At 57.4% G+C, this 13,422-nt stretch carries 15 protein-coding genes, 1 tRNA gene and 4 pseudogenes; 12 read left to right on the forward strand and 8 right to left on the reverse strand.

The features are described from left to right. Positions 1-30 precede the first annotated feature (30 nt). The 8 genes and pseudogenes from AC1D2P_RS16935 to AC1D2P_RS16970 form a co-directional block, all read left to right on the forward strand. The gene (locus AC1D2P_RS16935) at positions 31-723 is read left to right on the forward strand and encodes a pseudouridine synthase (protein ID WP_477758062.1); all 693 of its coding nucleotides are present in this window, start codon (positions 31-33) and stop codon (positions 721-723) included. Positions 724-1,034: 311 nt separating this feature from the next. Beyond that, the gene (locus AC1D2P_RS16940; protein ID WP_477811518.1) at positions 1,035-1,919 is read left to right on the forward strand and encodes an alpha/beta fold hydrolase; all 885 of its coding nucleotides are present in this window, start codon (positions 1,035-1,037) and stop codon (positions 1,917-1,919) included. Between the two features lie 169 nt (positions 1,920-2,088). After that, a tRNA-Gly gene (locus tag AC1D2P_RS16945) sits at positions 2,089-2,162 on the forward strand. 294 nt (positions 2,163-2,456) lie between these two features. Beyond that, positions 2,457-3,003 (forward strand): annotated as a pseudogene (locus AC1D2P_RS16950) (PAAR domain-containing protein). A 10-nt stretch (positions 3,004-3,013) separates the two neighbouring features. Beyond that, positions 3,014-3,796, forward strand: coding sequence for a hypothetical protein (locus AC1D2P_RS16955; protein ID WP_477758061.1), 783 nt, complete (start codon positions 3,014-3,016; stop codon positions 3,794-3,796). Then, positions 3,781-4,146 (forward strand): DUF7079 family protein, encoded by a 366-nt coding sequence (locus AC1D2P_RS16960; RefSeq protein WP_046029456.1) that lies wholly within the window; start codon positions 3,781-3,783, stop codon positions 4,144-4,146. Before AC1D2P_RS16955 ends, AC1D2P_RS16960 begins: the two co-directional genes overlap by 16 nt. Before the next feature lie 541 nt (positions 4,147-4,687). Then, complete coding sequence (locus tag AC1D2P_RS16965) at positions 4,688-4,957, forward strand: short-chain dehydrogenase (protein ID WP_477758060.1); 270 nt, start codon at positions 4,688-4,690, stop codon at positions 4,955-4,957. 74 nt (positions 4,958-5,031) lie between these two features. Continuing rightward, positions 5,032-5,310, forward strand: a pseudogene (locus AC1D2P_RS16970) (type II toxin-antitoxin system HicB family antitoxin); the annotation flags it as partial. A 91-nt stretch (positions 5,311-5,401) separates the two neighbouring features. On the opposite strand, the gene tam reads toward AC1D2P_RS16970, so the two are convergent. Continuing rightward, positions 5,402-6,172 carry a trans-aconitate 2-methyltransferase gene (gene tam, locus AC1D2P_RS16975; protein WP_477758059.1) on the reverse strand — a complete coding sequence of 257 codons (771 nt, stop codon included), beginning with the start codon at positions 6,170-6,172 and terminating at the stop codon, positions 5,402-5,404. Positions 6,173-6,523: 351 nt separating this feature from the next. Between tam and AC1D2P_RS16980 the strand changes: the two genes are divergently transcribed. From AC1D2P_RS16980 to AC1D2P_RS16990, 3 genes are all read left to right on the forward strand, one after another. Further along, the gene (locus AC1D2P_RS16980) at positions 6,524-7,027 is read left to right on the forward strand and encodes an inclusion body family protein (protein ID WP_046029450.1); all 504 of its coding nucleotides are present in this window, start codon (positions 6,524-6,526) and stop codon (positions 7,025-7,027) included. Positions 7,028-7,152: 125 nt separating this feature from the next. Then, a complete protein-coding gene (locus tag AC1D2P_RS16985; protein ID WP_477758058.1) occupies positions 7,153-7,671 on the forward strand; it encodes an AidA/PixA family protein in 519 nt (172 codons plus the stop codon). 237 nt (positions 7,672-7,908) lie between these two features. Then, a complete protein-coding gene (locus AC1D2P_RS16990) occupies positions 7,909-8,319 on the forward strand; it encodes a low affinity iron permease family protein (RefSeq protein WP_046029446.1) in 411 nt (136 codons plus the stop codon). 66 nt (positions 8,320-8,385) lie between these two features. Here AC1D2P_RS16990 and AC1D2P_RS16995 read toward each other — a convergent pair whose 3' ends face one another. From AC1D2P_RS16995 to AC1D2P_RS17020, 6 genes are all read right to left on the reverse strand, one after another. After that, complete coding sequence (locus tag AC1D2P_RS16995; protein ID WP_046029444.1) at positions 8,386-8,889, reverse strand: DUF4142 domain-containing protein; 504 nt, start codon at positions 8,887-8,889, stop codon at positions 8,386-8,388. Between the two features lie 73 nt (positions 8,890-8,962). After that, a complete protein-coding gene (locus AC1D2P_RS17000) occupies positions 8,963-9,121 on the reverse strand; it encodes a KGG domain-containing protein (RefSeq protein WP_077430748.1) in 159 nt (52 codons plus the stop codon). Between the two features lie 117 nt (positions 9,122-9,238). After that, a complete protein-coding gene (locus AC1D2P_RS17005; protein WP_477758057.1) occupies positions 9,239-10,588 on the reverse strand; it encodes a sensor domain-containing protein in 1,350 nt (449 codons plus the stop codon). Positions 10,589-10,606: 18 nt separating this feature from the next. Beyond that, positions 10,607-11,245, reverse strand: a complete 639-nt coding sequence (locus AC1D2P_RS17010; RefSeq protein WP_109787377.1) for a LysE family translocator — start codon at positions 11,243-11,245, stop codon at positions 10,607-10,609. 65 nt (positions 11,246-11,310) lie between these two features. After that, on the reverse strand, positions 11,311-11,727 hold the full coding sequence (fos, locus tag AC1D2P_RS17015) for a fosfomycin resistance glutathione transferase (RefSeq protein ID WP_477758056.1): 417 nt from the start codon (positions 11,725-11,727) through the stop codon (positions 11,311-11,313). A 10-nt stretch (positions 11,728-11,737) separates the two neighbouring features. After that, positions 11,738-12,679 carry a LysR family transcriptional regulator gene (locus tag AC1D2P_RS17020; RefSeq protein WP_077430751.1) on the reverse strand — a complete coding sequence of 314 codons (942 nt, stop codon included), beginning with the start codon at positions 12,677-12,679 and terminating at the stop codon, positions 11,738-11,740. A gap of 78 nt (positions 12,680-12,757) precedes the next feature. Here AC1D2P_RS17020 and AC1D2P_RS17025 point away from each other — a divergent pair. Beyond that, positions 12,758-13,204 (forward strand): annotated as a pseudogene (locus tag AC1D2P_RS17025) (DMT family transporter); the annotation flags it as partial. 77 nt (positions 13,205-13,281) lie between these two features. On the opposite strand, the pseudogene AC1D2P_RS17030 reads toward AC1D2P_RS17025, so the two are convergent. Then, positions 13,282-13,422, reverse strand: a pseudogene (locus AC1D2P_RS17030) (IS256 family transposase); the annotation flags it as partial.

The raw sequence follows: 13,422 nt of genomic DNA on the forward strand, positions 1-13,422 counted from the left end.
ACGCGACCCTTTTCCCACCGATCCCTTGCCATGCGCGTTGACCGTTTCCTCAGCAATCTGCCGTGCTTCAACCGTAAGCAGGTGCGCCTGTTGCTGGTGGAAAAGCGCGTGCGGATCGACGGAAACATCGTCAGCGACCCGCACGCCGACGTCCGCGAATTCAGTCGTGTTGAAGTGGACGACAACGTGCTGCAAGCCGGCAAGCCGCTGCGCCACTTCATGCTGCACAAGCCCGCCGGCTGTGTCAGCGCCACCCGCGACCCGGAACACCCGACAGTCCTCGACCTGATTCACGAGCCCGACAAGGATGAGTTGCACATCGCCGGTCGCCTGGATTTCAACACCACCGGCCTGATGCTGATCACCAATGATGGCAGCTGGTCACGACGCCTGACCCAACCGCAGACCAAACTGCCCAAGGTTTATTACGTCGAGACCGAGCAGGAGATCGGCCCGGAATATGCGTTGAAATTCACAGAAGGGCTGTATTTCGCTTTCGAGGACCTCACCACTCAACCCGCCGGGTTAGAGCTGTTGGGGCCGAAGTCGGCGCGCCTTAGCATTGTTGAAGGTCGCTATCACCAGGTGAAGCGCATGTTTGGCCACTTCGACAACAAGGTGCTACGCCTGCACCGCGAGCGCATGGGCCCGCTGGCGCTGGACAATGCGCTAAAACCGGGCGAGTACCGCCCATTGCGCACCGAAGAGATTCATTTGATCTAAGCAGGCAACCGCTCAGCAGAAGTTGTCGAACAATTTACGAAAGACACTTGCGCGATGCCGCCTCCCCTGCTTGAATCAGGTCGTCAGCCGAAATGTGACTGACGAGTCACAACATACTTCTAAGAAACTTTTTGCCGGTTAGAAAACCCTCAGGTTCCGCCTCAGACCGACAGACTGCCCGCCAATAATAATACCCGTCGACCTGCTGCATGGATCGACATGGGCCTCCAAATTCCAGGCGTATGCCTACCTGTCACAAAGCTCGTGCAATCTCATTTGCGCGCATACCCGCTTGCCAGGAGTCTTATGACATGAGGCCAGAAATCGCTGTGCTGGATATACAAGGTCAGTATCGGGTTTACACGGAGTTCTATCGCGCAGACGCCGCAGAGAAGACCATTATTCTGGTCAACGGCTCGATGGCCACGACTGCGTCGTTTGCACAAACCGTGAAAAACCTGCACCCGCAATTCAACGTGGTTTGCTACGACCAGCCCTACGCGGGCAAGTCCAAGGCCCACAACCTGCACGAGAAATTGCTGACCAAGGAAGTCGAAGGGCAGATCCTCCTGGAGCTGATCGACCACTTCGGCGCCGAACACGTTCTGTCGTTTTCCTGGGGCGGTGCCGCGACCCTGGTCGCCCTCGCCCACCGGCCACGACGGATCGAAAAAGCCGTAATCAGCTCGTTCTCCCCGGAGATCAATGCGCACATGCTCGACTACCTCGAGCGAGGCGTCGATTACCTCGGCAGCCGGGACGGCGACCGGGTCGGCACCCTGGTGAACAGCACCATCGGTAAACACTTGCCGACTCTGTTCAAGCGCTTCAACTATCGGCACGTCAGCAGCCTGGCCGATCATGAATACGGGCAGATGCACTTCCACATCAGCGACCTGCTGCACAGTGATCGCCAATGCTTTCTGAAGGCTGCGGAGAAAATCAACGTACCGGTGCTGTTCATGAACGGCGAATGGGACGAATACACCGCCGCCGACGGCGCGCGATTGTTCGCCAACCATGTGCAACACGCCACCTTCACGACCCTGGAAGCGACCGGCCACTTTCTCGACATGGAACACAAAGCCGCCTGCCGAGACAGCCGCAATGCACTGATGGGGTTCCTGAAACCGGCACRGCATGAAAGCCGACCGCGTTACCACTACGTTCAGGACCACCATGCACTGGCTATCTGAAACAGCGTCCTCGCGAGCAAGCTTCGCCCTACAGTGTTGAATGCAGTCCTGTAGGCGCGAGGCTTGCCCGCGATAGACCGTGTTGTCGTTTCATGGGTGCTAAATGCAGCGTGCATAAAGAAAAACTTCAAATCCGTGCGCACATCTGGTACAAAGTCAGCCGCTCTGAGCGGGTGTCGTATAATGGCATTACTCCAGCTTCCCAAGCTGATAACGAGGGTTCGATTCCCTTCACCCGCTCCACTCAGACTTCAGTCTCACGTTGTTTTTTGACGGGGGATAAAAAAACCGGCCTTGATGGCCGGTTTTTTTGTGTCTGGGGTTTGGTGGACTCGGGTATGTGGTCAACTTGGCCAATCTTTGATAAATAGATCAGTCCCCAATTTTCCACAGCTGAATAAGCATGGTTGTGCATCTCTGGCTTATCAACTCCCGCCGCATGCCCCAGGCATGACATCGCAGACATCTTCGCGAGCCATTTTTTTAAGCAAGTCTGATACAGTCGTCCCCGTTAAATTCGTTGACAGGGAGTCAAGCATGGCAAGGCCAGCTGCACGTATCACCGACCCAACCAGTTGTCCCATCCCTGGGCACGGCCCCAAAGCTATCGCCTCTGGCTCTCCTGATGTGTTCTTCGACGGCCTTGCAGCCGCTCGCAAAGGTGACACCTGCACCTGCGGTAGTGCGTTAGCTTCAGAAGTGTCCGGCACAGTGTTAATCAACGGCAAAAATGCCGCGCTGGTCGGTACTGTCGGCACATCATGGCGATGTCGTGATCGGCGGTTCGGGCACGGTCATCATCGGAAGCACCCATACCCCTGCCCCCTTTATTCCGCCTACGCCCATGGTCATTCACGGGAACTGGATCGGCTTTAAGATTCCCGCAGAAGAAAGCTACGAAGGGTTTGCTTGCACGGCTCACTTTGACGATGGGTCTTCCATGCCCGGCGTCTTTGACGCAAACAACTCGGTCAAATTTTCCAACCCCACCGGAAAGGCATGCCATACCTTGGCATTTGCCCAACACGAAAACACCTGCACAACCGCAGGTATCGACGGACTGCTGAACGACATTTTGGGATAAGGATATTCTAGTGACGGAACCGAACCTGGTAACCGGAAGTTATGTTGTTAAAAGCGAACATACGCTCGACCGGTCTCCCCTTGAGATGGCGGTTGCAGGCATGGAGGGGGCGGCCAGTCGTTTCTCCATCGATGCCATCAAGGACGAACGCGTCCGCGCAAGCTATGAGAGCAATATTCGACGAATGTCACAGCAGATATTCGCTGAGGTGAGAGCTGGCAATATCAGCGTCGAGGACGCGACAAAGTTCAGCAATGAGATGCGCAACAAAATCATGTTCGAACACCGCAAGCTGACCTCTGCACAGGGTTTGGCCATCGTGCAAAAAAAGAAAAAGGCCGGCCGAACACACAGCGACATCCTGAACGAAAAATCTCAAACCCAGTTCCACAAGAACTACGAACAACTTTCTAAGGCTCAACAGAAAGAGGTCTTGTACAGAGCTCTGGAGCGGTCCGGCAGTGCCAATGCCAAGTTCACTTCTGGCACAAAAATCATGTCTGTCATGGGCAAGGTTGGCATCATCTTGACGGCGGTGCTGGCCACCTACCAAATACTGAACGCTGATGACAAGGCCAAGGAAACGGCGCGTCAAGCCTCGATCCTGGGTGGTGGTGCGGCAGGTGGGTTTTTGGCGGGCTTGGGCATATCCGCTCTTTGTGGTCCTGGAGCTCCGGCCTGCGCAATCGCCGTAGTTCTCATCGGTAGCGTTGTCGGCGGCATCGCCGGCGGGGTCGCGGCTGACACGTTCGACGCAGAGCTAGAGGAGCTGGCCCATTGGGACATATTCTGACGCCTACGGAACGAGCGAACATCCAGATCGCGCTGGCAGAGGCCTTTGTAGACAGCACTGTCGACTACGCCTCTATCGCAGAACGAATTCGAGGCTATGACCCAAAGGACGTTGAAGAAATCTTGTACTCAGAGGTCGCGCCTGTCTGCTTCAGCAACCTTGAAACGCCCGTCCCTCCTGTTTGGAGTGGTTTTAAGGATGAATGGTTACTAGAGGAAATAGCCAAAGAACTCAAAGCGCGAGAACACAGTTGGTTTCGACGTCGCTTCGACCAGTTAAAAGTGGCATGGCTACGCTACAGCTACGGTTACATCTGGAAGGAGCTCATGAAATTTCATCGTTTCCAGTAACTGCCCCCCTAAGAATGAATTACGAATTCCTTATGAGAGTTTGTTCCCTGCTGTTGCCTGACGGGCGACCATAACGAAAAAACCGGTCCTGTGTGGCCGGTTTTTTTGTGGGCGGGATTTAGTGAAACGCTGATTCTTCATCCTGAACAAAGCAGTCAACGTCTGCCCAATCACGCGTCGATCACCCAATTCCCTGATGGCACGAAAGTGGCCAATTTCCGAAAAGGCAACGTCCTACACGACGCTGGGAATTGTCCGTACACTTGCGCATTGCTGTGCCTTTGTCACGAGGCCTATAGTCCGAGCGCGCCCAAATGGCGTATCGGGTTTGGCGACTCGATGCCTTGGTACAGGAGCCTCCGAGAATTTCTCGGAGCGCTTTTGAACGTACGTTGCTACCTCATTTATGGTGGCTGTGCGTGGGAGACCTTAGGGTCTGCCGGTTTTACCATGGCCCGGTTCGCCAACCCGCGTACAGCTACCACCCTATTGTTTGGCGACGATTGAGTGGTAGGTCTTCCTCCTATCATGGTGATCAATCTTGAAAGAATATATGGCTCTAACCAGCAACGCCGACGATCTGCCCTCCCTCTTCGTCAACACCACCCAACCGCTGCACTCACTGCTCAGCACGGCCAGCTACAGAATACGAGCCGTGACGCAGAGCCTCGAAAACCTCGCCATGCGAGGCGACATCACCACCGACGCGGTCATCCTCAGCGACTTTGCATTGCTCTGCTGCGTGCCCTTGCGCGACGGTTGCGATGTGCTGGACGTTATCGCTCGACGCATGGATGCCGAACCGTCCTGAGGTGATACCGGGCGCCTTTCGGGGCGCCCTTTGCCTTTCATGGCCTGACAGCCAGTCAAAGGAGGACGATGAACATGCTTTTTCCAATTGCGATTTCAGCAGGCGATGACCAACACGCGTGGGGCGTAGAAGTGCCTGATGTCCGGGGTTGTTTTTCGGCTGGAGAAGGACTGAACGATGCAATAGCCATGGCGCGCGAAGCCATTGAAGGCCATTTCGAAATTCTCGCGGACCAAGGATCCCCGATTCCACTGGCAAACAATGTCACCCTGCACATATCCAATCCGCAGTACGCGGAATGTGTATGGGCAGTTTTGGACATCGACAGGACTAAATACTCGGGGGAAGCCCGGTAGCATTGATAGTTGACGCCCTTCCGTCAGAATGACCGAAGCACCACTGTGGCGAGGGAGCAAGCTCCCTCACCACAGGTTCAGTGTGCTTTTACCGAGTCGCAACGATAAACAACCGTGGAAACGGCAGCAGCACCGAACCATCGCTCAACGCCGGATAAGCCTGCTCGATCGCGGCTTGATACTGCTTGAGGTACTGCGCCTTTTCCGCGTCATCCAGCGGTTCGAGAAACGGCCGCAAACCGCTGCCCTTGAACCACTCGACCACACCCGACGCCCCGCCCGCCAGCGGGTGATGGTAGGTGGTGCGCCATACATCGACGCGCGCGCAGTGCGGTCGCAACATCGAGTAGTAATCGCTGGCACTGGCCATTTCGGTGCGCTGCCCGGCTGCGCTCGCCAGTTTGTCGGCCCACGGGCCCTCGGCGGCCACTTCACGCATCAGGCGATGGGACGGTTCGTTGAGGTTGTCAGGCATCTGGATGGCGAGGCTACCGCCCGGCGTCAGTCTGGCGGCCAGCGAAGGCAGTAACGTCGCGTGATCGGGCAGCCACTGCAAAACCGCATTGGCAAAAATCACGTCGAACGGTCCGCTCTCGTTCCAGGTACCGATATCGACGGTGTCGAACTGCACGTTGGGCAAGCGCTTGCGAGCCGCATCGATCATGTCCGGCGAACTGTCCACGCCACGCACCGTGGCGCCGATGAAGCGCTCGACCAGCAATTCGGTCGAGTTGCCGGGGCCGCAACCGATATCAATGGCCGAGCGCGCCTCCACGGGCGGGATGGCGGCGAGCAAGTCTCGCGCCGGGCGTGTGCGTTCATCTTCAAAAGCGACGTATTGTTTGGCGGACCAACTCATTGCGTTCTCCTGCAGGTGCGGTGTTGTGGCCCGAGGCGCACAACCGGTTCGCTACGATACCTCGACCAACCTTCAAGGCCCTATCCCCGACCTTTGTCCAACCATGACAACTTGACCGCTCGTCGAGYCATACACGAGGTAGTTTTGACAGCCTCAATTTCGCATCTATAGTCCAATCGCGGCCCGTCGGAAGGAACCCGAACCCGTTAGTTTGCACGCAAGGAGCAAGGCCAGCTCATGTTCGTGACAGGTGGGTTCCGCCCGTAGTGTTTGCGCAACGACCGCAAGGCAAGCAAGCGTTGTTGTGCCTGGAAAGATGCCAGGCGTTCACTATGAAGAAGGAGCTTTACTATGTCTCGAGTCACGGACGTACTGGTTTCGATCGACACTGAAACCATCCTGAAAAACTACCCGAACATCAGCAAAAACCCTGCCGCGCCGACGATGATCGACGTCAATCATGTGTACATGGTTACCAACCAGAACAACGTGATTAATGGTCAGGCGGGTGGCGAACTGAACTTGAAAGCACAAGTGGGCGACCTGATCCGCTGGCGGGAAACCAGCCTGTCGCAGAGCTTTGAAACAGCGGTGATTTTCTACAAATTCATCGGCAATGTCGGCAACGAGCTGATCTCCACCCCCACGCCACGCAAGGCCACTGCTTGCGTGGCCGTCCCCAACACCAGTAATCCTTCAGTGCCGAGCTGCCAGAAAGTCGACAACTATTACTGGTCGTCGGAAACACTGGCGTGCGGTAGCGTGACCTACCATTTCAACTTTTTGATCGTGGATCGCGAGTGCAAGATTGTCGGCTGCTGTTCGTGGGATCCGTTCATTACCATCCGTAACTGATGAGGGTCTGGCCCCTTGGCGACAAGGGGCTTGCCGAACACGTTGCCGCCTCGACAGGAACCGGGATGTCTTGCATGAAYCGACGCGGCTGCCGTCATGTACCACCATCATGAAAGGAATCCATGATGACTTCCGAACCGATCAACGCCCCCTCCTCCGCGAACAATATATTGCTGATCGTGGATGCCGAATCACTGCTTTCACGCTATCCGCAACCCAGTCTGAAACCGCCATTACCAACGGTGATTGAAGAGGGTTTCATCCTCGTCATCGGTGGAGGTAAAAGTACAATAAATGACAGTAAAATTACGTTACACACGAGTAACGAAACGACATTCCATCTCCGTGGAAGGACCATCAGCCTGCTGGCCGAACACAGCGTGGTGTTTTACGAGATATCAGTGGGCGATGCCGGCGTACTGTCAGCGCCCGAATTGGTGGTCCATGGCAACCTGACGGTGCCTGTGCCCGACCCGGCAACGCCGACGGAGCCGGGTAACCACCAGGCCGATGATCATTATTGGAAATGCACTCGACGGTCCTCAGGCGTGGAGACGTGTGAGCTGAATTTCATGCTGATCGACAAAAACTGCGAGGCGCTGGGCTACTTCAGTTGGGCGGTTGAAGTGGAAATGGCTGACTAGGCGCACATACGTAGCAGCTGGCGCAGGCTGCGTCCGGCTGCGTAGCCGTTGTAAATCCTGAGTTCTCGGTCTCCCTGAAACACCGGTCGCATGGCTTCACGACTGCTGCGCAGCCGGACGCAGGCTGCGCCAGCTGCTACAAAAGTCGCGTCGCTGGCGAATCTGGAAATGTGGATAGAATTTTCAACACGCCGTCGCTGTCTGAAAATCAGACACACCCCAACAAGGAACACGGCCATGAAATTCGCAAAGATTTCGCAGAAACTCGCCCTCTGGGCCGGTAGCCCAAAGACATTCATGGGGGCGCTGATTCTTATTGGCTTGTGGGGCCTGAGCGGGCCGATTTTTGATTTCAACGACACTTGGCAACTGATCATCAACACGTCGACCACCATCATCACGTTCCTGATGGTGTTCCTGATCCAGAACACGCAGAACCGCGATACCGACATCTTGCACTTGAAAATCGATGAGTTGCTGCGGGTGAACAAGGAGGCGCAGAACGCCATGCTGGGGCTGGAGTTGCTCGATCTCAAGCAACTGGAAGCACTGCGCAGACACTATCGCGCCATGGGCGAAAAAGATGTGCATGGCCTGGCAGGGCTGGCGACGTCGAGTCAGCGCAAGCAGGATTTGAACGAGTGCTGAATCCAAACAAAACGGCGCGTGATGTGAATGACGCGCCGTTTGCTTTAAACACCCCCAAACCTGGTGCTAGCGACCGGCTTGCAACGCCTTGGCCATCTGCAGGTGGTTTTGCAGTTTGGGCAGGGTCTCTTCAGCAAACGCCTTGATTTGCGGGATGTCGGTGGTCTGCGCTTCTTGCTGAAGTTGCTCGATGGCTTCCTGCGTGGTTTTCACCTGACTGGCGGCGTACGCCTCATCGAAGGTTTCGCCGTCCATCACTTGCGGCATCAAGGCTTTGGCCTTGTCGACCACCTCTTCGCGCGGGGCTACCGGCAAATCCAGCTGTTTGGCGATTTTCGCCAGGTGCTGGTTGGCGGTGGTGCGGTCGTTGATGACGACAATGGTGTAGTCCTTGACCTCTTTGGATTCGGTTTTCTGATGGGCCAGGCGACTGGTTTCAATATCGGCCATGCCTTGGGCCGAGGCCTCGTTGATGAATTCTGCGGGGGACTGGGCAAAGGCACTGCCGGCACACAGGCCCAGCAACGTAGCAAAACATACATATCGTATTCGGGTGGCCATCCGGATCATGGTCGCGCCCTCCTTCTGAAAAATTCAAGCGGGAGCTTTCGCCCCCGCCTCTCATCAAAACCACCTTCAATCACTACTTGGATTTCTGACCTCCTTTGCGGCCCATTTCGGGCTTCGAAGGGTCTTTGTCGACAGTCGTAGTGGTGGTTTTCCCACCCTTGCGACCGGCTTCAGACGCCTTCGTTCGATCGTTGGCGAAGTTTCCCGAGTTCGAGTTTCTTGAGTTAGGCATGATTCTCTACCTCTTGGTAATGACCCAGGCGAGCAGCAGCCCGCATAGAATCAGAATTGAGGCGCACTGAAAGGTTTAGAAAACCTGATAACGCCGCGACGAACGGCAGCGGATATTTCAGGTGTCGAGCCGCAGGTGATGCCGGCGCTTGGCGGTGTACATGGCTTCGTCGGCATGCCGGAACAGCTGCTTTTCTTCGGTACCGTGCTCGGGGTAATGAGCGACACCGATACTGACCTGGATGTTCAGGCTGTGCCCGTCCAGACGCAGCGGCTGCGCCAGAATCTGAAGGATTTTCCCCGCCACGCTGTCGGCGTCTTCCGCGGCCTGGATGCTGTGCAACAACACCACAAACTCATCCCCGCCGATGCGCGCCACGGTGTCAGTTTCGCGCACGCAACCCTTGAGCCGATTGGCGACCACTTGCAACAGCATGTCGCCCACCGCATGGCCGTGTGTGTCGTTGACGTTTTTGAAGCGGTCAAGGTCGACGTACAGCAACGCCATGCGCCCGCTATCTGCCCGAGCCAGCGCCAGTGACGCTTTCAGACGATCACGCAGCAGCTCGCGATTGGGCAATTGCGTCAGTTGGTCGTACTGGGCCATGCGCTGCAACCGGGCATGCAATTGCTTGCGTTCGATGGCGGTCGCGACCTGGGCGCAGACGTATTGCAGCAATTCCTTGTCCCGCTCGGTGTAGCGCTCTCCGCCGGGAATGCTTTTGACGATGAGCGCGCCAATCGTGCCGTTTTTCGAGTTCAGCGGAACGCCCAGCCAACAAGGCGAATTCGGCCCGGAGACCAACATATCAAAACCTTCGTGCGAATTTTCCTGGCCCGGGGTCAGCAAAATCGGCAGGCCACTGCGGATCACTTCCGCACACAGACGCCCGGTCATGGTGCCGGGCTGTTCGGGTTGCAGTTCCTGATCGTCGACGTGATACGGAAAATTCAGCTGCGCGCAGTGCTCGTCATACAGCGCCACCGAGAAATTAAGCGCCGGCAGCCATTCGCCAATGATCAAGTGAATGCGCTTGAACAGCGCCAACAAATCTTCCGCCGCGTGAGCCGCTTCGGAGATCGCGTACAACGCCGCTTGTCGGGACTCGGCCAGCTTGCGTTCGGTGATGTCCCGGGCCACGGCGATGCGTAACTGATCGACTTCCGACCAACGCGCCGACCAGAGGATATGCACCACCTGGCCGTCCTTGCGTACGTAGCGGTTTTCGAAATTGAGTTTGGGCTCACCGCCCATGATCTCCCGCGCGGCGTCGAGGGTGCGCTGGCGATCGGCCGGGTGCACCAGATCAATCATTGGCTGGCCGATCAGTTCGTCGGGGGTGTAACCGAAAATGCGCTCGCAGGCCGCACTGACAAAAACGAAGCGACCTTGCTTGTCGACGGCACACACGGCGTCCAGCAAAAGATCGATGTAGCTCGCCAACGGCGCGGAGTTTCTGGATGCCATGGTGCCCTGCATGTGGCCTCAAGCCTTGTTCGTGACCAGCCCCGGCAACGCGTGCGCCAGGGCATTAATGGCAAAACCGATAAACATTACCCCGCACAACCGGGTGATCGCCAGTTCATGGCGCTGATACAAGGTGCGGACCTGCCGCGCGCCCACGATGCCGATGAGAATAGCGTAGGCGATCAGGCCTCCAACAAAGCTCAGGACGATCAGCCACGGCAGCATCGACCAGTGCAGCAGTTCTGCGCGGCTCGACAACAATGCGGTGAAGGTGGCCACCGCCACCGGGTAAGCCTTGGGATTGGTCAAACCGAACATGATGCCGTGCCAGAACGGCTGGCGAGCCGGGCCCTGAGGCGCTTCGGCACTGCTGCGTTTGGCCCGTACCGCGCGTAAACCCAGCCAAAACAAATACAGTCCGCTGAGCACACCCAACACATCAAACGCAGTACTACCGATTTCGCGTGCGCCGACAATCGCAATCAGTGCCGTGCTGCACCAGACCACATCCCCCAGCAAATGCCCGCACAAAAAACCCGCCCCCGCCCGTCGCCCATGCGCCGCACCGATCCCGAATACCGCCAACACACCCGGCCCGGGGGTGATGCCGTAGATAAAACCCGAGGCAAGAACGGCCATTAGCAGGGATGGGGTCATAGAAAAACTCTTTTGAACCACTTAGTGAATGGACGCCAGTCTATATCAGGTCCAGCAACATCGACTTACAGATCGTCGAAGAACTTCATCCCCGCATACGGCCGCTGCCGGCAGGCCGCCAGGCGCGACGCCAGGTCACCCACATGGGCTTCCAGCTTGTGGCCGTCCGGATCAAGGAAGTAGAAGGACGCGCCCTCGCTGCGATTGTCGCGCCATTCCTGCACGTGGGCGGATCGCAGACGTTCGACGAAGCGTGGGAAATCCGCCGCATCGAGGCTGAAGGCGTAATGGGTGTAGTCGGCAGCAGGCTCGGGATGGCGCAGCGGGTCGAGGGATAGACACAACCACAAACCCGGCAGCGAAAGATAGGCGCCGCAGTCCCACGTGGCTTCGAGGCGCAGTTGCAGGAGGTTCTGGTAGAACGCCACGCTGCGGCTCAGGTCGGTGACGGCGAGGGTCAGGTGGTTGAGGCCTGTGAGCAATTTGATCGCCTCAAGAGTTTGGAGTTGAGTCAGTGGACATGTCACCGCGCACTATCCCCTGCGCAATCCGCCCATTCAACCAATTCAACGCCTGATCCCCACCCCGCCGTTTGTGCCACGCCAACACAAAGGTGAACGACGGAATATCAAACGGTGGCGGCACGACGACCAGCGACTGTTTATCAATATCACGCAGCCCACGGGACGCCACCGTCAGAATCAGATCAGTACCGCTGATGAATACCGGGGCGACGCTCCAGTGCGGCAGGCTGATCGCCACGCGACGGCGTTCGCGCAGTGCGGTCAGGGCCCGTTCGATTTCCGGGGTGCCGCTGCCGCGCATTTCCAGCAGGACGTGCGGTCGCGCGAGGTAGGTTGGCAGGTCGAGGATGCCATTGGCGGGCAGGCTGTAACGGTCGACGAGGCACACGTAGTGCTCTTCGAACAGCGGTGTGCTGCGCAACTCATTCGGCAATTCGGGAAAGACCCCCACCGCGACGTCGATATCACCATTGAGCACGCCCTCGATCATGCCTTCGCGGCTGGCGTGGCTGATTTGCAGGTCAATGCCCGGCGCTTCCCGGCGCAAGGTTCGAATCAGCCCCGGCAAGATAATCGCCGCGCCGTAATCCGACATCGCCAGGCGAAAGGTGCGCTTGGCGGTGGCGGGATCGAAGGTGTTTGGCGCCAGCAGTGATTGCACCTGAGCCAGGGCTTCGGCCAACGGTGCGACCAGTTCCAGCGCACGTGGCGTCGGCACGAGTGTGGCGCCCGCGCGCACCAGCAGCGGATCGCCGAGCATGTCGCGCAGTCGGGCCAGCGCGTGGCTGACCGCCGGCTGGCTCAGGTGCAGGCGCTCGGCAGCCCGGGTCACGTGTTGTTCGCTGAGCAATGCGTCGAGAATCACCAGCAGGTTGAGGTCGATGCGTCGAAGATCATTCATTTGATGCATGTTCTGTATAGCAAACCGGAATTTAAATTTGCGTGACGAATACCCTACAGTCCAGCGAAACCTGTTGGAGAACACATCATGAGTACATTGCACTGGGCCGGTCTGTTGCTGCTGGCGCTGATTGCCGGGGCGGTGGTGCCCTTTCAGAGCGCGATCAACGCCAACCTCACGCGAGGTCTGGGCCATCCGTTGTGGGCGACGCTCGCCTCGTTGCTGGTGAGTATTGTGGTGTTGCTGCCGATCATCGTGGCGCTGCGCTTGCCGTTGCCGTCGCTGGCCTTTATCACCCGGGCACCGCTGTGGATGTGGGCAGGAGGCGCGTTTGGGGTGTGCTTTATTTCGTTGGCGTTGATGCTGCTGCCCAAGCTGGGAGCGTCAGGCTTTATTGCGCTGGCGTTGGCGGGGCAAGTGGTGGCGTCGCTGGTGCTGGATCACTTTGGGTGGTTTGGATTGATGGAGCGGCACATGACGTTGCCTCGGGCGTTCGGGGCCGTCTTGTTAGTGGCGGGGGTGGTGTTGATTCAGTTGGGCGGCATGACGGGGGACTGTCAGATATTTTGTGTGCGGGCCGTTAACGGCCTGCCGTTAGGCAGGCCATGCTTTTACCAGGTCGGCCTGATAAATCGATCTCCGTACAGAATCGCGAATTGATTCATCGCACTTTTCCAGTCATGGGCCGCGGCCCCCCAGTTTGCTGTGATATTGCGCAGTCCAAGCCAGATCAGTTTTGTCGCCGCATCGTC

The organism is Pseudomonas sp. P1_F1_2, assembly GCF_056405815.1.

Coding starts and splice junctions, on each gene's coding strand:
- AC1D2P_RS16935 (WP_477758062.1), top strand. CDS start 31: ATGCGCGTTGACCGTTTCCTCAGCAATCTGCCGTGCTTCAACCGTAAG.
- tam (WP_477758059.1), bottom strand. CDS start 6,172: ATGAGTTGGTCCGCCAAACAATACGTCGCTTTTGAAGATGAACGCACA.
- AC1D2P_RS16980 (WP_046029450.1), top strand. CDS start 6,524: ATGTCTCGAGTCACGGACGTACTGGTTTCGATCGACACTGAAACCATC.
- AC1D2P_RS16985 (WP_477758058.1), top strand. CDS start 7,153: ATGACTTCCGAACCGATCAACGCCCCCTCCTCCGCGAACAATATATTG.
- AC1D2P_RS16990 (WP_046029446.1), top strand. CDS start 7,909: ATGAAATTCGCAAAGATTTCGCAGAAACTCGCCCTCTGGGCCGGTAGC.
- AC1D2P_RS16995 (WP_046029444.1), bottom strand. CDS start 8,889: ATGATCCGGATGGCCACCCGAATACGATATGTATGTTTTGCTACGTTG.
- AC1D2P_RS17000 (WP_077430748.1), bottom strand. CDS start 9,121: ATGCCTAACTCAAGAAACTCGAACTCGGGAAACTTCGCCAACGATCGA.
- AC1D2P_RS17005 (WP_477758057.1), bottom strand. CDS start 10,588: ATGGCATCCAGAAACTCCGCGCCGTTGGCGAGCTACATCGATCTTTTG.
- AC1D2P_RS17010 (WP_109787377.1), bottom strand. CDS start 11,245: ATGACCCCATCCCTGCTAATGGCCGTTCTTGCCTCGGGTTTTATCTAC.
- AC1D2P_RS17020 (WP_077430751.1), bottom strand. CDS start 12,679: ATGCATCAAATGAATGATCTTCGACGCATCGACCTCAACCTGCTGGTG.